Here is a 19,826-nt window from a genome sequence, read left to right on the forward strand (position 1 = left end):
CGACCACCGACGGTGCCGATCAGACATGGCGCTCCCGCCAGGCGTACAGGGCGCCCGGCAGAGCCAACGCGGCGAAGAACATCACGAAGGCCAGCTCGTGGAGTTGATCGGCGGTGATCGGCGCGAAGACGCCCTGCTTTGCAAGCAGCGCATTACCGATATAGACCATTAGGTACGCACTCATCAGTACCATGGTGCCGATAAAGGCCTCACGATAGGTCACGCCGCGCACCGCGCGCATGCGTTCGTCCACCACCTCCTCCGGCAGGTCGACCGCGGAGCGGACCGCCAAGCGCAGCAGCCAGAGGGTCGCCATATAGGCGATCAGCGAGACCAGGGTCAGCACCGCAAACCCGCCGAACACGCCGATACCGTAGAGCACGAGCGTCGTGTAGCAGACCACCACCAGGGCGCGGCGGCGAGGCAGGCTGCGCAACCAGTCGAAACGCGTGTCGGCGAACTCGCGCTCGGCCATCTGTTCCACCCGCTGCAGCATCTCTCGGCGCAGTTCCTGCGCCGTGGGTTGTTGTTTAGTCATGAGTTGCCTTCCTGTTCGACGAATAGAGCTGCTCGCTCATCGGGGCGAGGGGCTCTAAGGAGAAGATCGCCTCCACCGGCAGGGAGAACAGCGCCGCAATGCGCAGGGCCAGCACCAGGCTGGGCTTGTACTCGCCACGCTCGAGGTAACCGATCGTCTGGTAGTGGACGCCCACCGCATCCGCCACCTGCTGCCGGCTGAGTCCACGCTCGGCGCGCAACGCAGGGAGGCGGTTGTACACCGGCGGTTCATCACTCTTTCGTGTTCTTGCCATGCATTATTTGTACTATTAGTGCTATTTTCTTGTCAATTAATTTTGAACTTAATCTGAATTACCTGCGGACGGAAGTTGAAGAGCGTGGCGGCGAGCGTCAGGCGATTGCCGCACTGAGACCTAGCACTGGGGACGGAGACTGGAACGGGTGAACCCGACCTCGGTAAGGCCCCCCCCACGGTGTTTAGCCTAGAGCTGACCGGGGTGGATTTGTCATCGAACGATGCTGCTATCGAAGACTTCCTTACGCACGTGGCTGATCACCGCCATGTGTATGGTGGCGGTGATCCCAGCGATCACCCTCTCCTACCTCCTCGCCGACCGCGGGGCGGAACAACGAGCCGAACGATCATCGGAGCGAATGGTGAGGCTCGGGTCGTTCCTCGGCCGCTCCGTGGATACCTTCATCGCGGAGCATCGACTGGCGATCACGCAGCTGGCGCACAGCGTGGCCCGCGCCGTCGAAACCGGTGACGACGACCGCCTGCGGGACCTGCTCGTTTTCCACCGCACCTACGCGGACTTCAACACCACGCTCACGACGGACCCGCAGGCCAACATCCTGGCCTCTACGATCCGCGACGCTGGCACGCCCGTGGAATGGAAGATCACGGCAGCAGACAACGTCAGCGACCGGAACTACTTCCAAGTGGCCAGGGCGACGGGGCAGTCCTTCGTGTCCGAGGTGTTTCTGGGCCGTGGCACCGACGTGCAAGCATTGATCGTGGCGGTGAGTGCGCCGATCCTGCTCAGCGATGGGCGATTCGGCGGCATCGTCGAGGGATCACTCATCCTCGATGAGTTCGAAGGCCTCTTCGCCGCCGAAGAGCTTCCCCCGGGCCTGGAAGCGATGCTGGTCGATCAGCGCAACCGGATGATTCACCAATCGTCGGGACTGCGCTTCGGCCCGCTCACGGAGATCTCCGACGGCAGCTGGGCCGTGAACGATGTGCACGGCCTGGAGAGGCCCGGCGGCTACATCACCGCCGCCGCACCGGCCGGCAACGGCTGGCGCGTGCTCATGCGCCTGCCGCGCGATCGCATCGCCAGCCAGCGCTGGGGTGAGTTCCGCTACGCCCTGCTATGGGCGGGGCTAGCGTTGTTGCTGACCATCGCCGTCGCGATCGGTCTTGCGGCGTTCATCTCCCACCCCCTGGCCTGGCTAGACGACGAGGTATCGGGTCTGGATCCGCAGCGCGGAGACGACGTGCCCGATCCCCCACGCGTCGCCCCACCCGAAATCCGGCGCATCGCCCTGCACCTGAAGGAAGTCACCACCCGCCTGCGCGGCTCCTACACGGCCCTGCGAGAAGCCGTGGAACGGGGCGAGACGCTGCAGCTGCAACTCGCGGACACGGTTCGCGAGCGCGAGACACAGATCGCTGAGCGCACGGCGGACCTCGTCGCGGCCAACACGCGCCTGGAGGCCCTGAGCCGCCAGGACGGTCTGACCGGCGTGCTCAATCGACGGGCGATGGATGAGGGACTCGCACAAGCCACGGCCGTCGCCAGCCGGGAGCGGACGCCTCTCTCCGTGCTGCTGATCGATGTGGACTACTTCAAGCGCTACAACGATCACTACGGTCACCTGGACGGAGATGATGCCCTGCGCCGCATCGCCGCCATCCTCAAGGAAAGCTGCGCCCGGCCTCTGGACATCGTCGCCCGCTACGGGGGTGAGGAGTTCGCGGTGATCCTGCCGCAGACGCCCTACGACGGGGCGGCCCAGGTGGCCGAACGAATCCGCGCCGCCCTCGCGCGCCAACGCATGCCTCACGAGGAGTCACCGCTGGGGACCGTCACCGTGAGCATCGGCTACGCCACGGCAGATCAGTGCACCCCCAACTCCGGCGAACGACTGCTCGAATCGGCGGACAACGCCCTGTACCTCGCCAAGCGCCAAGGCCGTGACCGCGCCACGGGTGCACCGAGCGTGAAGCACCTACGCTCCGTCGGGGGTGCGAGCTAAGGGAATCGCTCGCTCAGAGGGACTACGTCAGCCTGCCGCGGTCGCGGTGATGCCGGCGTCAGGTTCCGCCCCACCGTCGGCGTCGCGCTCGAACTTGGCCTGCGGGTCGAAGGCCTCAGCACTCACCGGCGCCTGGAACAGGTAGCCCTGGGCCGCCTGGCAGCCGAGCCCGCGCAAGGTGTTGAGCGCACCCTCGGTCTCCACCCCTTCGGCGATGACGCTCATGCCAAGGGCCCGCGACATGGACAGGATGGAGGCGATGATCGCCAGGGGCCGCGCTTCTTCTTCGATGTTGCGGATCAACGATCGGTCGATCTTCAGCACCTTGAAGGGCAGGGCGTAGAGGTAGCTGAAGGACGAGTAGCCGGTGCCGAAGTCATCGAGCAGTAGGCGCACGCCGAGCTCCGCCAGGGCGTTCAAGTTGGTGATGCACGCCTCGTCTTCGCCGATGAAGGTGGTTTCGGTCATCTCGAGGTCGAGCTCGCTCGCCGCCATGCCCGTCTCCTCCAGCACCCGCGCGACTCGCTGCGAGAAGTCGGGCTCGGCGAGTTGACGCGGGGAGACGTTCACCGCGATGCGCAGCTTGTCGTTGCGGGCGCGGCGCTGCCATTCCAAGCACTGCAGGCAGGCCTGGCGCAGCACCCATTCGCCCAGCTCGAGGATCATCCCGGTCTCCTCGGCGATGGGGATGAACTCGACCGGCGAAATCGGCCCGCGCTCGGGATGGGTCCAACGCAGGAGGGCCTCGGCGCTCTCGATCCGCTGCGTGCGCAGCTTCACCACCGGCTGGAAGTAGACCTGGAGCTGCTCCTGTTCGATCGCCTGGCGCAGGTCACGCTGGATGCGCACGCGATCGGTGAGGCGGTCCTGGAGGGTGGAATCGAACACCCGCACGCGGTTCTTGCCCGCCCCCTTCGCGTCGTACATGGCGATGTCGGCGTTCTTCATGAGCGTGCTGGCGTCCGTACCATGCTCGGGGTACACGGCGACGCCGATGCTCGTGGTGACGCCCACCTGATGGCCGTCGATGGTGATGGACTCGGCCACCCGCTCGATCATGTCCTGGCAGACGGCGTCGATGCGCTCGGGGTCATCGAGCCCGGTCAGCACCGCGGCGAACTCATCGCCGCCGAAGCGTGCCACCGTGTCCTCACCGCGCACGCGCGCCGCCAGGCGCATCGCCGTGGTCATGAGGACGATATCACCCGCCGCGTGACCCAGGTCATCGTTGACGTTCTTGAACCCGTCGAGATCGAAGAACATCACCGCAAAGCCCACGCCCTCGCTCGACGTCGCCTGCTTGATGACGGCATCGAGCCGTTCCGTATAGAGCGTACGGTTGGGAAGGGCCGTCACCGAATCGATGTGGGCCAGCTGCTTGCTCAGCTGTTCGCTGCGCGCAAGGGCCTGGGCCGTCTCCTCCATGTCGCGCATGGAGCGGGTGATCGAGGTGCTGAGCAGCGCCAGGCACGCACCGACGATGCCGGCGCCTAGCAGCAACACCAGGCTGGTGGTGCGGGTCAGCAGCGAGAGCGTACGCGTCATCATGGCGTCGAAGGCCATGGCGGTGGGCACCAGTTCACCGGTGGTGTCGACCAGGGCGGCGCGCGCCTGGGCCTCGGTGAGGCGTTCAGCGCTCAGCGCATCCAGGGTCGCCAGGGCCTGCTCGACGCGCAGGGCGTTGTCCTGGCAGTGGGCGGTGAGCGCCTTGCTACCGGCCAGGCGCAGGATGAAGCGGCTGGAGGCGTCGACGCTGCGCACGCACTCCACGGGCGCTCGGCGCAGTTCGATCAGTCGCTCGCGCAGCTCCGAGGCAGGCAGGGCGGCCTCGCTCGGAGCGCGCAGGATCGCTTCCAGTTCGAGGGCTGCGTCTAGCTGGCGGGCGTTCACCTGCAGCAGGCTGACGCCGTGGTGGGTCTTCAGCAACCCCACCAGCACGCTGGCGACCAACAACGCGGCGAGCGGGATCCATAGGAGATAGAGGGGCGACAATCGACCGAAGCCGACCCCGAAAGCCCGAAACCGTTCCGGCAGGCGGAACCAGCGAGGCAACTGCATAGGGTGTTCCCAGACGCGTGCTATAGAGACCCCATCGGCGACGATAGAGCCCCCTTGAGAGCAAAGCCCCCGCACTAAGAAGCGCCTCACAATCTCGCGAATCGAGCACACATGGTCACGTTGCGCATAACGTGCCCATCCGGTGCACCACCCGTTCCTGGATCCCTACGGCGCCCGCTGGCAAGCTGCACGCGAACCTCGCCCCCAGGAATCCACCTGTGACCCGTGCCCGCGACGACCAACACGCCACGCCACCTGAGAACCCGTTCCTACGCCCCCATCCGGCGCGACGGATCTTCGCCGACCATCCAGCGCTGGTCGTCACCGTCGCCTACCTCGCCGCGTCGGTGATCGGTCTGATGTTCAGCCTCGAGTTCTACCGCGAGTTCAACGTCAACGTCGTCAACTACTACCAGCTCACAGATTTCTTGATGGCCGTGCTGCGCGAACCTATCACCCTGGCCATGGCCTTGGGCGGGGCGCTGGTGACCTGGCTGGCAAGGGCCGCCCAGCATTGGGAATGGCGCTGGTTCGCCAAGCACGAGCCGCGCAGCTGGCCCCTGCGCGCTTACAAGCGCATCGCCGAGCGCTCGTGGGCCAATCCGTGGACGGACGGTGTGTTATTGCTGCTCTACGCCTGGGTGTTCGTGACCTGGTACGGCGGCTGGAAAGCCGATGCGATTCGGGCCGGAGAGGGCAAGGTGATCCAGATCGAGATGGGCGGTGAGCCGCGCGAGCGCGTCATGCTCGGCGCCAGCAACGCCTTCCTGTTTCTCTACGACGCGGAGCACAGCCGCGTCGACGTGGTGCCGCACGAGAGCATCGAACGCGTCCTGGTATCGACCGAGCGCCAGGACAGACAAGAAACGCCTTGATCGGGCTCAGGTGCCCTTGAAGCTCACGCCAAAGAACAGCGAGTAGAGCAAGGGCACCACGCCCAAGGTGAGCACGGTCGCGAAGAGCAGGCCGAAGATGATGCTGATCGCCATCGGCTCCCACATAGGGCCGCCGCTCAGCCACAGGGGCAGCAACCCGCCCACGGTGGTGACCGTGGTCAACAGGATGGGCCGCAGGCGCGTCTGCGCCGAGCGCAGCACCGCGTCCGCCGGCGATAAGCCCTGCTCATCGATTTCGATGCGAATGCGATCGAGCAGCACGATGGCGTTGTTGATCACGATCCCCGCCAGGGAGATGATACCTAGCAAGGTCATAAAGCCCACGTAGGAGCGGGCGATAAGCAATCCCGCCACCACGCCGATGAGCCCTAAGGGAATCGTGATCAGGACGATCAGGGGCCGGCGCAAGCTGTTGAACTGCGCTACCAGCAAAAGCAGGATGATCAGCCCTGCGATCGGCAGCTTAGCGGCGATAGACGCGTTGGCCGTGCCCGAGGTTTCCGCCTCACCGCCGAACTCCCAGGCGTAGCCGAAGGGCCAGGTCTTCGCCTGCTCCTCCAGCCAGGGCCTGATGGCTGCATTCACTTCGGTGGCCGTGTACCCGGGCGCCAGCAGCGCCTCCACCGCCACCGTGCGCAAACGATCGCGATGGCGCACGATCGCGGGCTCCCACACCAGGCGCACCGTCGCCACATCGTCCAAGGGCACGTTGAGGCCGCTGGACTGGGCATACACGTTCACCGACGGCACCGCGCTGCCGCGCTTGGGCAGGCTGCCCACGGCGCCGCGCGAGCGGAGGATCACGGGGATCAGCTCATCGGCCTCGCGGTACTCGGTGGTCTCGAGGCCATCGAGGGCCGTTTGCAGGGAGAGCGCCACGTCCTGGTTGGTCACGCCGGCGAGGCGGGCCCGCGTCTCGTCCACCACCACCTGCAGCTTCTTCGATCGCATGCCCCAGTCGTCCGTTACCTGGCGGGCGCCGGGCACCTGCTCCAGCTGGACCTTCAGGGCATCGGCGATTCGGAACAGCTCCTCCGTGTCCCGCCCCGAGAGGCGCACGGAGATCGGCGGCCAGGCCGGAGCACCGAGGGGCAGCGGGCGTATGGTCGGGTTCGCATCCGGGAATTCGTTCTCCAGGTACGCCTGCATCTGCGGCACGATGCGCGCCGAGATCTCCTCCACGCTGCTCGCCTCGCCGAGCACCATCGCGTAGTTCGGCGATGCAGGCTCCGGGTTGTAGGGCAGCAGGAACTTCGGCGCACCGGCGCCGACGAAGGTGCCCCATTGGGTCACACCGGGTTCCTCGTCGCGAGCGCTCAAGCGGTCGCGAACGAAGTCATCGAGGGCGTGCATGAGGGCGTCCATGCGCTCGATGGGCGCGCTGTTCGGCAGCTCCACCTCCGCCGTGAACTGGGGTCGATCGTTATCCGGGAAGAAAATGTTGGGTACGTAGGCAAAGCCCTGCATCGCCCCCCACCACACGGCCGCCACCAACCCGAGGGCGATCAAACGGTGGCGCAGGGCGAGCAGGAGCAAGGTGCGGTAGATGCCGTAGAAGCGTCCGCCGTACGGATCGCTGCCCTCTTCGCGGGCCTCGATGCGCAGGAAGCGGGAACACAGCAGCGGCACCATCGTGAGCGCGAGCACCCAAGAGCAGAGCAAGGTGATGGTCACCACGATGAACAGAGGCGCGGTGTACTCACCCGTGGACGACTCGGCGAGGTAGATGGGCAGAAAGGCGGCCGATGTGGTCAGCGAGGAGATCAGCAAGGGCAGGCGCAACTCGGCCGCCGCATTCAGGCTGGCGTCCCAGGCCGACTCCCCGGCCCCCATGCGCACCATCACCGACTCGGTCATGACGATGGCATTGTCGACCAACATGCCGAGGGCGATGATCAAGGCCGCCAGGGACATCTGATCGAGTCCCACGCCGATCGTCGACATGATCAGCAGGGCCGAGATCATGGCCGCCGGAATGAGGCTGGCGACGATCAACCCCGTGCGCAGGCCGAGGAACACGAGCATCACCACCGCCACGATCAGCACGGCCTGCACGAGGCTGCCGGTGAACTCATCCACCTTGCGCTGGACCACCTTGGCCTGATCCAACAGCAACTCGAACTCCACCCCGATGGGATAGACGCTGCGCGCACGCTCGACCACGGCGCGAACGTCCTCTCCCATGTCGATGACGTTGCCGCCCTCGCGCAACGAGACGTGCAGGGAGAGGCCCGCCTCGCCGTTGTAGCGGAACAGCTCCTCGGGCGGATCGACGTAGCCCCGCTCGATGGAGACGATGTCCTGCAGACGGATCACGTCGTTGGAGCCGGGCACGTTGACGATCGTGCGCCCGAGCTCGTCGAGGGTTTGGAAGTTGCCGGACGGCTCGAGCAGCAGCTTCTCGTACTCGGTGATCAGATCGCCGCCGGGCAGGATGATGTTACGGCTGGTCAGAATGCTCTGCAGCTGCAGGGGCGAGAGGCCGAGCTCGGCCAGGCGCGCGTTGTCGTACTCGACGAAGATGCGCTCCTCCTGCGTGCCGAAGATATCCACCTTGGCCACGTTGTCGATGAGCAGGAGTTCATCGCGCACCTCTTCGGCGATGTCCTCGAGTTCGCGGTAGCTGAAGCCCTCGCCCACCATCGAGATGACCGTGCCGAAGACATCGCCGAACTCATCATTGACGAAGGGGCCGATCACATCGTCAGGGAGGTTGCCCCGCGCAGAGTCGACCTTGCGCCGCAGCTTGTCCCAGATGGGACGCATCTGGGTGTAGCTCTCCTTCACGTTGACGTAGATGACGGACACACCCGCCTTCGAGTCGCTGTTGATGTAATCGAGCTCGGGCATCTCCTGGATAGCCTCTTCGAGCTTGTCTGTGACCAGCTGCTCGACGCGCTCAGGGCTGGCGCCGGGGAACATGGTCTGCACCAGCGCCGTTCGGATGATGAAGCCGGGGTCCTCGTTGCGCGGCATGGACTGGTAGGCGGCGAGGCCTGCGAACAGCACCACCAAGAGGGCGACGAGCGTCACCCGATCTCGGGACATGGCCAGCTGGGTGATGTTCACGCTCAGCGCTCCAGCAAGCGCACGACTTGATTGCTCTGAATGCGGCTAACGCCGGCGGTCACCACGAGTTCTCCGGGGGACAGGCCCTGTTGAATGGCCACCCCACCGGGGGTGAGCGCCCCCACCGTCACCTCGCGACGCAGGGCACGCCAGAGATCCCCCTCGTCCGGCTCCAGCACGAAGACGAACTTGCCCGCCGCGTCCTCGCCCACGGCCACCAGGGGCACCACCAACTCATCGCCGCTGGACTCGACGCCGATCTCGAAGATCACATCGCCCGCCATGCCCGAACGCACCGCATCACACCCCTCGATCAGGGCCACGGTGACGGGGAAGGCAGACGAGCCGTTGCCCGAGGCCACCCCCACTTCGGTCACCGTCGCGGGAAACTGTCGGTCCTCGAGCGCGCCGATCACCACGGACACCGGATCACCCTCGCGCACGCGAGAGATCACCGTGCCCGGCACGCTCACCTGCACCTCGGGACACTCACCGCAATTCACCCGTACCACCAGCTGGCCGGCGGCCACGTTCTCGCTGGTCTTTACCGGCGTCTGCGCGACGGTGCATTCCTGGGGCGCACGCAAGCGCGTGTAGGAGAGCTGCAGGCGCGCCGCTTCGAGCTGCTGGGTAGCTTGGCGCACCTGGGCTGCCGCCGATTCGGACTGGGCCCGCGCGGCGTCGAGCTCACTGCGCGAGGCGTTGCGGTTCTCGTAGAGCCCCCGCGTGCGATCGTAGGAGGCGCGCGCGTTGCGCTCGTTGGCCTGGGCCGAGGCCAACCCCGCCTCCGCCTCCTGCCCCCGCACCTGATAGTCCGTGGGGTCGAGACGCGCGATAACCTGCTGCGGCGACACCGAATCCCCCACTTCCACCAGGAGATCGGTGACGGTGCCGCTCACCTTGAAGCTCAAGTTGCTCTCGAGCGCCGCCTGGGCGACGCCGGAGAAGGTGCGCACCTCCGCCGCATCGCGCGGCAGCACGCGCTCGTAGCGCACCGGTCGCACCACCGGCTCAGGGTCGGGTTGCGGCGCATCACACCCCGCCAGGAAGGGCAGGGGCAGGGCGGCGGCGACGAGCGCTGCACGCAGCCAGGCGTTGGCACGGATCATCGAGGTCTCTCCGGCGCGAGCGGCTGTACGCCGCGATCAGCGAAGTATTGCGCTAGGCGGGCGAACCAGGCTTCCAGGCCCTCCTGGCTCAGCACCGATTCGAAGCTGCCCGAGGCCCGGATCAGCTCCACGTAGTCCAACAGGAAGGCGTAGCGGGCTTCGGCCTGGGCCAGGTTGGCGGCCAAAGCGGCGTCCTGGGCGTTGACCAGGTCGGTGATGGACACGGCGCCCTGGGAATAGGCATCGGCGATCAGCTCCAGGTTTTCGGCCGCTGCCCGGGCCGCATCCCCCGAGAGCTCGATGGCCGGGTAGGAGCCTCCGGTCTGCTTCAGCGCTGCACGCGCGCGCGCCTCGACGCTCTGCGCCAGATCTGCACGCTGGGTCTGAATCTGGTCGAGGGCGTGGGCGGACTGGGAACGGGCCGCCCGACGGGCGCCACCGGCGAACAGCGGCAAGCTCAGCTGCACCCCCACGTTCCAGCTCTCATCGTCGAGGCCGGCGCCCGCGAAGTCCGAGCCTCGCCCGCCGCGCCCGAGGTTGCTCGAGCCGCTGCCGCCCACCGTGACCGAAGGAATGTAGAAGCTGCGTTTCTGCGCCAGCAGATCGCGCTCCTGGGCCGATTCCAGGGCATCGAACTGCGCCAGCTCGGGCGCCTGGCGCAGGGCGTCTTCGACCACGTACTCCTGGAAGGTCTCCCACACGATTGGGTTGTCGATGAAGCGGGTGAAGCGCGGGTCTTCCAAGGCCTGCAGCGGGCCCTGGGTACCCGCATCGGTGGTGGCCAGGGCGATCTGTTGCGGGCGATTCAGGACTCGACTCAGCTCCACTTCGGCCGCGCGGCGATCCGCTTCCGCGGCCAGGAGATCACGCTTGTCCGAGGCCAGCTCGCTTTCCCAGCGCAGCACGTCGCCGCGGCCGCTGATGCCGATACGCTCGCGGGTGCGCGCCAGCTCGAAGTTGGTGCGCGTGACCTCGAGGTTGGAGGCGCGCACGCGCTCCAGGGCCTTGGCCCGCAGCACGTTGAGGTAGGCGTTGGCGGCGAGCTGCAGCACGTCGAGGACGCGAGCGCGGTAGGCGTGGTCCTGCGAGTCGCGCAGGAAGCGCGAAACCACGAAGCCGGCGCGGACCTCCTCCGCGTAGATCACCTGCGAGACTTCGATGGTGGCGTCGGTGGTGCGCTCTGCGGCGAGGCCCGGCGCCGCCCGATCACCATCGATCTGGGTGCGACTGAGCGAGCTCGACACCTGCGGCAGCAACCCCGAGCGCGCCTGATCCACCGTGTCCTCGGCGATGCGCACATCGAGCTCGTCGGCGCGCAGCCCGAGGTTGCGATCCACCGCGTCGAGCATGGCGCCGATCAGGCTGAAGGCCTCGCCCTGGTCGGGCTCCACATCGTCGATTCGGATGGCATCGACCAGCACGGACCAGCGGGGCAGGAAGCCGATGGCCCGGGCCGAACGCATGTTGATGGATACCCGTTCGGCCTGGGGCAAGGCCACCTCCAGCGCTGACGCCGGCTCGCCGAGCAGGATCCGCTGCGCCATCAGGGCGATGCGGCGCGCGTAGCGCGTGAGGTCTTCGCTACCACCGCCAGTGGCCAGCATCAGCCCTTCCTCCACCTGGGAGCGCCCGAGGAGGGAGAAGCTCGGCAGGCGTCGCGCGATCAGGCCATCGGCCAGCCCGCGCATCTCGGCGCTGCTCAAACGGTTCAGGGGCGTGACGTACACGGCATCGACGCGCGCTGGCAGGCGCGTCAGCGCGTCCGCGGCCGAGTCGGTAACCGGGATCACGTCCACGCTCACGGAGAAGGCGGTCTCGGTGGCCTTGGCGCGCTGGCGCAGTTCGGGAATCGACTCGAGGGTGAGGGCATCCACCAGCACCGCCAGGTGCTCAAAGGGACTGATGCGATAGAAGCTCTCCAGGTCCTGTTCCACCTCTCGCAGGCTCGTCACGTAGGTGAAATTCGCCTTACCACTGACCCCGGTCACGAAGGGAAAATCCTGCAGGATGGCGTCAGCGACGCGGGCCGCGATCACCGGCTTGGGCAGGTTGTCGATGCGAGAGGCTTCGTGGGAGGCGACCAGGCCTAAGGTGATGATCAGGTCCACCTCGTCGTCGGCCAGCAGGCGTGCCAGGCCAGCGCGAACGCCCGCGAGGCGCCAGTCACCGTCGAGTTGCTTTGCCTGCGGAAAGAGTGGCTCCACATCGGGACGTAGGAGATCGACCATCTCACGCTGGATCGCGGGCAGTTGCGCGTTCGCGAGTTCATCGGGGCCGTCGATGAGCACCCCGATCGTCACCGACTCCTGGGCCTGCGCGAGCGGTGCGATAGACATCGCCAAGCCCGTTAGCAGCGACAGGAAGACGGCCCGCAGGCGTAGCGCAGCAGAGCATTCCATGGCGAGGATCGTTCCCGGTGCGAGCACTCGGGGAGCCTAACCGCCTGCCCCGACGAACTCCAGCCGCGCTCTAAGCATGACAGCGAGATGACAAGGGCCGCGAACGCATGCGTCCGCGGCCCTCACCGCTGGAAGGTGGGCGCGACCAAAAGAGGGAAGAGAGGGATGGCCGCGCCCGGGGGGGATTGTCGCGCTAGAAGCTTGCGTTCAAGCGCGCGTAATAGAAGCCGCCCTGCCAGGGCACGATCGAACTCGAGGCGAAGATGCGTCCGCAGCAGAAGTCGTTGTCGCTGGCGATACGGTCCACCTCATCGGGGAAGGTATCGAAGATGTTGCGACCGCCGACCGTCATGCGCACGTTGTCCGTGATCTGGTAGCTCGCCTCGAGATCCACGAACAGCGTGCTGTCGTACTCCTGGATGGACAGGGGAGTGGTGTTGTCCGAGTTGTCGCTCGGGCCGAAGAAGCGGCCGCGGGCGAGCACGCTGAAGGGACCGACGCTGTGCACGCCCATCACGTTGAAGCGCAGGTTCGGGTCGGCGTTCTCGAAGTCGAACTGAGCCTCCGGGTTCAAGAACTCACTCGCATCCGAGCGAAGCTCGTTCTCGTTGTAGTTCATCGAGAACATGAAGTCCGTGGTGCCCGCGCTGCCCCAGGCGACCGGATAGGTGGCCACCACGTCGACGCCCTGGGTGCGGCTGTCGAAGGCGTTGGTGAAGTAGTTCACCCCACCGATCGATTCGGCCCCCACGACACCCGCGGCCTGCAGGGCGAGGAAGTTATCGAAGGCGTCGCCGCTGTCCGGATCAGCCGAGACATCGAGGGTCGAGATGGCGTTGAAGCGATCGTCGATGTCGATGCGGTAGAAGTCGACGGTCAGGTCCAGGGCACCCACGGCGGCCGTGAAGCCCACGGTGAAGCTGTCGCTGGTCTCCGCATCCAGCGGCGATGCGCCCAGGGCCTGAGCAACGGTGCCGGAGGCTGGGAACAGACCGGTGGCGACGGGGAAGCCGTTGGGCAGACGCGTGGAGACGTTGGTCGTGCCCTGCTGCCCCGGCGTGGGTGCGCGGAACCCGGTGCCCCAGGAACTGCGAACAGCGAAGTTGGGCGCCAGGTAGTAGCGAGCCGCCACCTTGCCCACGGTCACGCTGCCGAAGTCCGAGTAGTCCTCGAAGCGCACGGCGCCTTGCAGGAGCAGCTTCTCGGTGACGTCGGCGCTCAGATCCAGGTAGACGGCGAAGGAGTCACGCTCATAGGTGTCCGAGAACTCGGGTGAGTAACCCGGGAAGCCGTTCGAACCGACCCCGACCACGGTGTAGACGGCATCGCTGGCGTCGGCACAGTTGAGGGAAGAGCCGTTGTCGATGACGGCCTGACCCGCTGCGGTGGCCGTACGTGACGCGACGTCCGCTTCATCCGTACAGAAACCAAAGGGATCCTGAGCCGCGAAGGGACCCGGTGTGTAGGACGCAGGATCGTCTGACTGGCCCACGTCGTAGCTTTCGTCCAGGTAGGAGACGCCATAGGCGACCACGAGCGGCGACGCCGTACCGATGTCGAACTCACTGGTCATGTCCAGCTGCACCTGGAACTCTTCGTTGGTGAGCGTGCCCGGGCGGAAGTCCGTCGGCGTGTCCGGCCCCAGCGACGGGTTGATGGTATTGAAGAGGCGATAGTCGATCTCGTTGAAGCCGTAGCGTGCGCTCGCGTCCCAGGAGAAGAGTGCGTTCTCCTGGCTGCGTAGGCCGCCCGCTACCGAGTAGTCGGTCACCTCGCCTTCGAAGCGCGGCGTGAAGCCGCCCGGGAAGATCTCGAGGGGGCTGTAGAGGGAGCCGTCTTCCAGGCGCAGGTCTTCGATGGTGCCGTTGCCGGGATAGCGGTAGAAGAAGCTGCCATCGCCTTCGCTGTCGGAGTAGCTACCGAAGCTGTAGAGCTCCATGCCGTTATCGAAGTCGTAGCCGGCGTTGTAGAAGAAGCGGGCGGAGCGCGTGTTGGGCTGGCCCCAGGGTTGCACGACGCTGCCCTGCACCGACGCATCATCGATGCCTCCGGGGAATGCCTGCTGGAGGGCGTCGAGGCGGGCGTCGTCCGGGTTCGGCCGACCGAGCACGAAGTCTGCGTAGCCCGCCTCCGGATCGAAGCGCGGATTGTCGGGATCCACGCAGAACCAGGATTCACAGTACTGCTCAGCCCGCTCGGTGAAGTCGGCGTCGTTGAACTCACCGGAGATGGAGAGGAAGCCCGAGTCCCCTAATGGTAGTCCCACATTGGCCTGTGCGGTGATGCTGGTGCCGTCGGACTCGTAGAACTGCCCCGTATCGAGGGCCACGTCGATCCCCTCGGAGTTCTGCTTCAGGTTGAAGTTGATCACCCCGGCGATGGCATCCGATCCGTACTGAGAGGACGCCCCGTCGCGCAGCACTTCGATGCTCTGGATGGCGATGGAAGGGATCGTGGCGACGTCGGGGCCCTGGGCACCGTCGCCGCCGATCGTCACCAGCGACGCGCGGTGACGTCGCTTGCCGTTGACGAGCACCAACGTGTGGTGCGACGGCAGGCCGCGCAGCGAAGCGGGCCGAATGAAGGTGGACCCGTCGCTGATCGGCTGGCGCCCCACGTTGTAGGACGGCACCAGCGTTTGCAGGATGTCCTGCGTGTCCGTGTGCGAGACGGCCTCGATGGCCGATGAATCGAAGGTGTCCACCGGCACGGCGGCGTCGACGGCGGTGCGCGGCGCTCCGCGCAGGCCGGTCACGGTGACCTCTTCCACTTCGCCTTCTTGCGCCAGCGTGGCCCCCGCCACGCTCATCGCACCCAAAGCGAATGCGATCTTGATGCTGTTACTGCGTACGCTCATTGCCTCATCTCTCCCCAGAAACGAATTTGGCCACCGCACCTTCCCCAGGCGTTAGGTGACCCACGGGACTCGTACGAATCCTTGGGAGAGCCAGCTGCACAGGCCATGCCAACATTTGCGCATCGCAACGAAATCTCGCCGCCTCGAATGCTTACCCGTTGATTAGCCTTGATTTTTCTCGAGGTGACGAATCGGCGAAGCACGGGGGCGAGATTCTCGGAGCGCTTCATCCGCCATCAAGTGCCCCAAGGTTCACCGCGCTGCACCACAATCGCGCATTAACTAATGCAATTGATTGCAGTTGCATTTATCAACGATGACATACGCAACGATATAGACGAAAGGAGACGCGAAAGGGAAACGGGCGCCGAACGCACCCGCGGCGCGCCAGAGGGACGCGCTTGAAGCGTGCGGTAGTCAACGAGTGGCGCCTGACAGCGCCACCCGCCTGCACGGTTTTCGGGCGACCGGTGCCTTACTCAGGTCGCGCGATGATGACCTCGACTTCGACCAGCATTCCCGGGGCGGCGAGACCTGCCACCTGCACCGCGGAACGGGCGGGCAAGTTTGGCTGCTCTTCGGTGCCGAAGTACTGCGTGTAGGCCTCCATGAAGCCGGCGAAGTCCAGGCGACCCCCGGTCTCCTCCGTGCCGACCAGGAACACGGTCATCTTGATGATGTCACCGAAGCCCACGCCGAGGTTTTCCAGCGATGCCTCCATCCGACTGAAGACGCTCATCGCCTGAGTCTTCGTGTCGCCCCAATAGGCTTTACTGAAGCGCTCAGCGTCGGGATCCACGGGGCGCGGCGTGAGGCCGCTGTGGTGGATGAGCGTCGTGCCCGGCGAGGTCTCCACCGCGAGTGCGATCGGGAAGGTGGATCCGTTGGGCAAGGGATAGCGGGTCACGTCCTGCGCTGCCAGCGGCGCAGCGGCGAGCACGGTGCTCGCCAACATGGCCGCTGCACGCACACGAGGGGTATTCATCTTGGCTGACTCCTGTTGGCCGGAAATTGGGTCGGGTTGCGCCGCTGGCGGCAGGGACGACAGGTACTGGCTGAGCTGGTCCAGGGCCTGCGCTCCACCCAGGCTCGAGAGCGAGGCCTGCATGGCCAAGAGGTTGCTGTCCTCAACGGCATCCTCGGCACCAACGAAGGCTTCCATTCGCTTGCGCAGGTACCAGGCGTTCTGCCCAGCCAGTGCTGGCGCGCCCAGGGCCCGGTTACCGCCGGCGTCCTCACCGTGGCATCCGGCGCAGGCGGGGTAGCTGGCGGCAGCGTCGACTGTGGCTTGGCTGGCTGCGGAGGCCAGCGCCGTGTGGTCGTCGATGGCGGTGACGGCCTCGGCCACCTCGACGATCTGCTCATCGCTGAGCACCGCCGCCACGGCCTGCATCACCGCCCCGTACTCATCGTCGCCACCCCGTTGCCCAGCCCTGTAGGCGCGCAACTGATCCGTGACGTACCACGGCGCCAGTACATTCAGCGCTGGCGCGCCGATCGCCTCGTTGCCTTGGGCCCGCACACCGTGGCAGAGCAAGCACTGATCTTGGGTCGGCGCCGCCATCACCGGCACACCCGCCAATGCTCCTGATAGCAAGACGACGTTCAGCACACGGGCGACTGGCTGCATGTCAGACCGCGGCCATCGTCGTGCGCTCGTCGATCTGCTCGACCACCTTGAGCGCCGACGCCAGGGCACCCTCCTGCCAGCCCGCGTGGTAGCTCACCTGGTCGCCGATCATGAAGTGATTGCCGACAGGCGCGGCGAGCGTGGGGAAGTACTCGCGACGGTTCTGCTCGTCCCAACGCGCAGCGCACCCCAGCATATGATTCATGCGATGCCAGGCCACGGAGACGCCCGTTTGCATGTAGCTGCCGTAGCCCGGGTGCACCTTCTCGCCCTCTCGAATCGCCTTGGCGATGCGCTGAGCCGGTGAAAGACGGGCGAACTTCTCGCCCACGTGGGGCGGGAAGGTATACGCCCCGAGCACGATGCCCTTGGCGCTGTGGATGCCGTGGCTGGGGTACCAGATCTGAGCGATGTCCTGAAAGGTCCAGGAGATACCGCCGTAGATGCCCTCGCGTTCCCAGAAGCGCTCGCGCGCCTGGAGCCCGATCTTGAACAGCTTGCCGCGGGTCGGCGCCTGCAAGGCGCGGGCGTAGCGCGCCGGGAAGTTGTGTTCGATGCCGGCCAGGAGATGGGAGGGAATGCTGTTCAAGCAGTAGGTGGCATCGATCTGCTGGCGCTCGCCGTTGGCATCGTCGTAGGCGACGCGCACGCCGCCGGGGCGCAGGAATACGCCGCGCACAGGTGAATTCAAGCGCACCGCCGATCCGACCTGACGCATGAAGCCGGCCACGATCCGATCCATGCCGCCCACGGGCTGCATCATGGGGGTGGCCTGGTCGCCCAGCTCTCCCCAGTGCATCGGGAAGCGCCAGAAATCAGACTTGAGCAGCTCCTTCAGCTCGAAGGTGTCGCGTTCGCTGGCGGGCATGATCATGCCGCCACCGGCGATGCCCGCGCGGTGAGAGCCATGGTAACTGTGGTCTGGACCGAGATCGCCGTAGGCACGGGCGAACTCGCGCACGCGCTCGATATCATCCGCGGAGAGGGCGCCCTCCATCGCCTGGGGCGACATGGACTTGCACAGCAGCTCGCTCAGGAAGCCGCGCATGTCGGTGACGTACTCGCGGTTGCGGATCGGGCGGCCGCCCAACATGCGATCGTCCTGCACGTAGGCGCTGCGGTTTTCGTTGACGAACACCTCGAGGGGCACGCCGAGGACGCGGCAGTAGTGGAGTAAGCGCCGGTGATTGCCCGGGATGCGGGCCGGACCGGCGTTGAAGTAGAGGTTGGGGTGATCGTCGAAGTCGCAGACCTGGCGGGCGCCTATCTCATCGATCACCGTGCCGTGGCGAACGGTGAAGTTGCGCCCGCCGGCGCGGGGCGAGGCCTCCAGCACGGTCACCTCGTAGCCGGCGCGCCCCAACTCGTAGGCGGCGGCGAGGCCGGAGATACCGGCGCCCAAGATCACCACCCGTTGCGGTGAGCGGGGCTTGGTCAGGGTGGACGGTACGCCCGCGCCCTCGGCGAAGTCCGGCAGAAGGCCGAGGGCCATCGCGACGCCGTAGGCGGCGCTGGCCCCGCCGGAAGATCCAATGAGTTCAAGAAACCGTCGACGCGATAGCTGCGGCGGTGGATGCATGTGGGCTCCCGAGTCACATCACCTGAGCAGCGTCTTCTATGCATTTTGTGCGCCAGTTCACGGGTTTGGGTGTGCTTCAAGCGGCACTTACTCACCTGATCGAGTCGTTCGTTTCGACGCCCCGCTGCGCTGCAAACGGTTGCTTCTCGCCGAGGACTGCTCGGGAGTGCCAAGAACGCGTGGGCGGGCACCAGGGCGGCAACCCTTGTGGGTGACATCCACTACGCGGTGCCGTCAGCGCACGACCACGCGCCAAAGCCGTGCGTTGTGCCGGTGCAGTGCATCAAGGTTGGGCGCACCCATGAGCCGGAGGGCGCGAGCACACCACCACATCCGCGCTAGTGGGGGCGACGAAAGGTGCCAGTACACTTTCGTCAGGCGCGCGATTCCCCGCAGGCGCCGCAGGCAAAGGAGCCCCACGTGGCCGAGTCGGAATCGGAAAGTTCGAACCTCAAATCACTGATCGCCATCGTCGTGGCCACGGCGGTTGGCGCGGCCATCGCCGTCGCCGGCAGCGACGGCGGCGACACCACGGCAGGGGGATGGCCTGTCTTCGCCCTGTGCGCCGCCCTCGCCTTCGCCATCAACTGGATTGTCTTCATCCCGTCGGCGATCGCCCGCAGCGAGCGCATCTACGACCTGACGGGCGGCATCACCTACCTCACGGTGACGCTGGTGGCCGTGTTCCTCTCCAGTGACCTGGACCTGCGCGGTCAACTCGTGGCCGCGGGCGTGATCGTCTGGGCCGCACGCCTGGCCTCCTTCCTCTTCATACGCATCATGAAGGACGGCAAGGACGGACGCTTCGACGAGATGAAGACCAACCCGGTGACCTTCCTCATGGCCTGGACCCTCCAGGGCCTGTGGGTATTGCTGACCGCTGCCGCCGCGCTCGCCGTCATCACCGGGGGTGTGCGTCAGCCCCTCGGCGTCGTGGGCCTGCTGGGGATCGTCGTGTGGGCCGCGGGCTTTGCCATCGAGGCCCTGGCCGACGCGCAGAAGTCGCGTTTCAAGGCGGATCCGGCCAATGCGGGCAAGTTCATCAGCACGGGCCTGTGGGCCTGGTCGCGCCACCCGAACTACTTCGGCGAGATCGTGATCTGGGTGGGCATGGCGATCATCGCCCTGCCGGTGCTCCAGGGCTGGCAGTACGCCACCCTGATCTCCCCGGTGTTCGTCGCCTTCCTGCTCATCAAGGTGAGCGGCATCCCCATGCTCGAAGAGCGTGCGGATGCCCGCTGGGGCGGGCAGGAGGACTACGAGCGCTACAAGGCCAACACGCCCGTGCTGATGCTAAAGCCGCCCAGCGCCTAGCAGCTAGCGCTCTTCGCGGCAGGCGCTCAGCAGACGCGCCAGCTCGACCTCACCTAACTCGTTCATATGCTGGATGTTGCATACGGGCACGTCGTTGGTGTCGATGCCCGAGGCCACGGCCTTCTCCACGCTCG

At 66.1% G+C, this 19,826-nt stretch carries 12 protein-coding genes; 3 read left to right on the top strand and 9 right to left on the bottom strand.

All coding sequences use genetic code 11. The features are described from left to right. Positions 1-19: 19 nt before the first annotated feature. Together AAF184_06850 and AAF184_06855 are read right to left on the bottom strand one after the other, a co-directional pair. Complete coding sequence (locus AAF184_06850) at positions 20-538, bottom strand: hypothetical protein (GenBank protein MEO0422035.1); 519 nt, start codon at positions 536-538, stop codon at positions 20-22. Beyond that, positions 531-812: a helix-turn-helix transcriptional regulator gene (locus tag AAF184_06855; GenBank protein MEO0422036.1), complete on the bottom strand. Its 282-nt coding sequence runs from the start codon at positions 810-812 to the stop codon at positions 531-533. Before AAF184_06855 ends, AAF184_06850 begins: the two co-directional genes overlap by 8 nt. 223 nt (positions 813-1,035) lie before the next feature. On the opposite strand from AAF184_06855, the gene AAF184_06860 reads away from it, so the two are divergent. Then, positions 1,036-2,781, top strand: a complete 1,746-nt coding sequence (locus AAF184_06860; protein MEO0422037.1) for a diguanylate cyclase — start codon at positions 1,036-1,038, stop codon at positions 2,779-2,781. Between the two features lie 27 nt (positions 2,782-2,808). Here the strand turns inward: AAF184_06860 and AAF184_06865 are convergent, their stop codons facing one another. Further along, positions 2,809-4,839, bottom strand: a complete 2,031-nt coding sequence (locus AAF184_06865; GenBank protein MEO0422038.1) for an EAL domain-containing protein — start codon at positions 4,837-4,839, stop codon at positions 2,809-2,811. Positions 4,840-5,057: 218 nt separating this feature from the next. Here AAF184_06865 and AAF184_06870 point away from each other — a divergent pair, with 218 nt between their 5' ends. After that, entirely contained in the window at positions 5,058-5,714 is a 657-nt protein-coding gene (locus AAF184_06870; protein MEO0422039.1) for a hypothetical protein, read from the top strand. A 6-nt stretch (positions 5,715-5,720) separates the two neighbouring features. Here AAF184_06870 and AAF184_06875 read toward each other — a convergent pair whose 3' ends face one another. From AAF184_06875 to AAF184_06900, 6 genes are all read right to left on the bottom strand, one after another. Beyond that, on the bottom strand, positions 5,721-8,804 hold the full coding sequence (locus AAF184_06875; GenBank protein MEO0422040.1) for an efflux RND transporter permease subunit: 3,084 nt from the start codon (positions 8,802-8,804) through the stop codon (positions 5,721-5,723). A gap of 2 nt (positions 8,805-8,806) precedes the next feature. Then, positions 8,807-9,913: an efflux RND transporter periplasmic adaptor subunit gene (locus tag AAF184_06880; protein ID MEO0422041.1), complete on the bottom strand. Its 1,107-nt coding sequence runs from the start codon at positions 9,911-9,913 to the stop codon at positions 8,807-8,809. After that, positions 9,910-12,312: a TolC family protein gene (locus tag AAF184_06885; protein ID MEO0422042.1), complete on the bottom strand. Its 2,403-nt coding sequence runs from the start codon at positions 12,310-12,312 to the stop codon at positions 9,910-9,912. The genes AAF184_06880 and AAF184_06885 overlap by 4 nt, the downstream gene beginning before the upstream one ends. 193 nt (positions 12,313-12,505) lie before the next feature. Next, positions 12,506-15,169 (bottom strand): TonB-dependent receptor, encoded by a 2,664-nt coding sequence (locus AAF184_06890; GenBank protein MEO0422043.1) that lies wholly within the window; start codon positions 15,167-15,169, stop codon positions 12,506-12,508. A 475-nt stretch (positions 15,170-15,644) separates the two neighbouring features. After that, on the bottom strand, positions 15,645-16,799 hold the full coding sequence (locus tag AAF184_06895) for a Rid family hydrolase (GenBank protein MEO0422044.1): 1,155 nt from the start codon (positions 16,797-16,799) through the stop codon (positions 15,645-15,647). Between the two features lies 1 nt (position 16,800). Then, a complete protein-coding gene (locus AAF184_06900; GenBank protein MEO0422045.1) occupies positions 16,801-18,378 on the bottom strand; it encodes a flavin monoamine oxidase family protein in 1,578 nt (525 codons plus the stop codon). Positions 18,379-18,798: 420 nt separating this feature from the next. On the opposite strand from AAF184_06900, the gene AAF184_06905 reads away from it, so the two are divergent. After that, complete coding sequence (locus AAF184_06905) at positions 18,799-19,692, top strand: DUF1295 domain-containing protein (GenBank protein ID MEO0422046.1); 894 nt, start codon at positions 18,799-18,801, stop codon at positions 19,690-19,692. Positions 19,693-19,826: the final 134 nt, after the last annotated feature.

The organism is Pseudomonadota bacterium, from assembly GCA_039815145.1.
Taxonomy (GTDB): domain Bacteria; phylum Pseudomonadota; class Gammaproteobacteria; order Steroidobacterales; family JBCBZW01; genus JBCBZW01.

What these genes read in the sequence shown, in the direction of transcription:
- AAF184_06880 (MEO0422041.1), bottom strand. Translation starts at nt 9,913, where the DNA reads ATGATCCGTGCCAACGCCTGGCTGCGTGCAGCGCTCGTCGCCGCCGCC.
- AAF184_06860 (MEO0422037.1), top strand. Translation starts at nt 1,036, where the DNA reads ATGCTGCTATCGAAGACTTCCTTACGCACGTGGCTGATCACCGCCATG.
- AAF184_06900 (MEO0422045.1), bottom strand. Translation starts at nt 18,378, where the DNA reads ATGCATCCACCGCCGCAGCTATCGCGTCGACGGTTTCTTGAACTCATT.
- AAF184_06855 (MEO0422036.1), bottom strand. Translation starts at nt 812, where the DNA reads ATGGCAAGAACACGAAAGAGTGATGAACCGCCGGTGTACAACCGCCTC.
- AAF184_06890 (MEO0422043.1), bottom strand. Translation starts at nt 15,169, where the DNA reads ATGAGCGTACGCAGTAACAGCATCAAGATCGCATTCGCTTTGGGTGCG.
- AAF184_06885 (MEO0422042.1), bottom strand. Translation starts at nt 12,312, where the DNA reads ATGGAATGCTCTGCTGCGCTACGCCTGCGGGCCGTCTTCCTGTCGCTG.
- AAF184_06850 (MEO0422035.1), bottom strand. Translation starts at nt 538, where the DNA reads ATGACTAAACAACAACCCACGGCGCAGGAACTGCGCCGAGAGATGCTG.
- AAF184_06895 (MEO0422044.1), bottom strand. Translation starts at nt 16,799, where the DNA reads ATGCAGCCAGTCGCCCGTGTGCTGAACGTCGTCTTGCTATCAGGAGCA.
- AAF184_06865 (MEO0422038.1), bottom strand. Translation starts at nt 4,839, where the DNA reads ATGCAGTTGCCTCGCTGGTTCCGCCTGCCGGAACGGTTTCGGGCTTTC.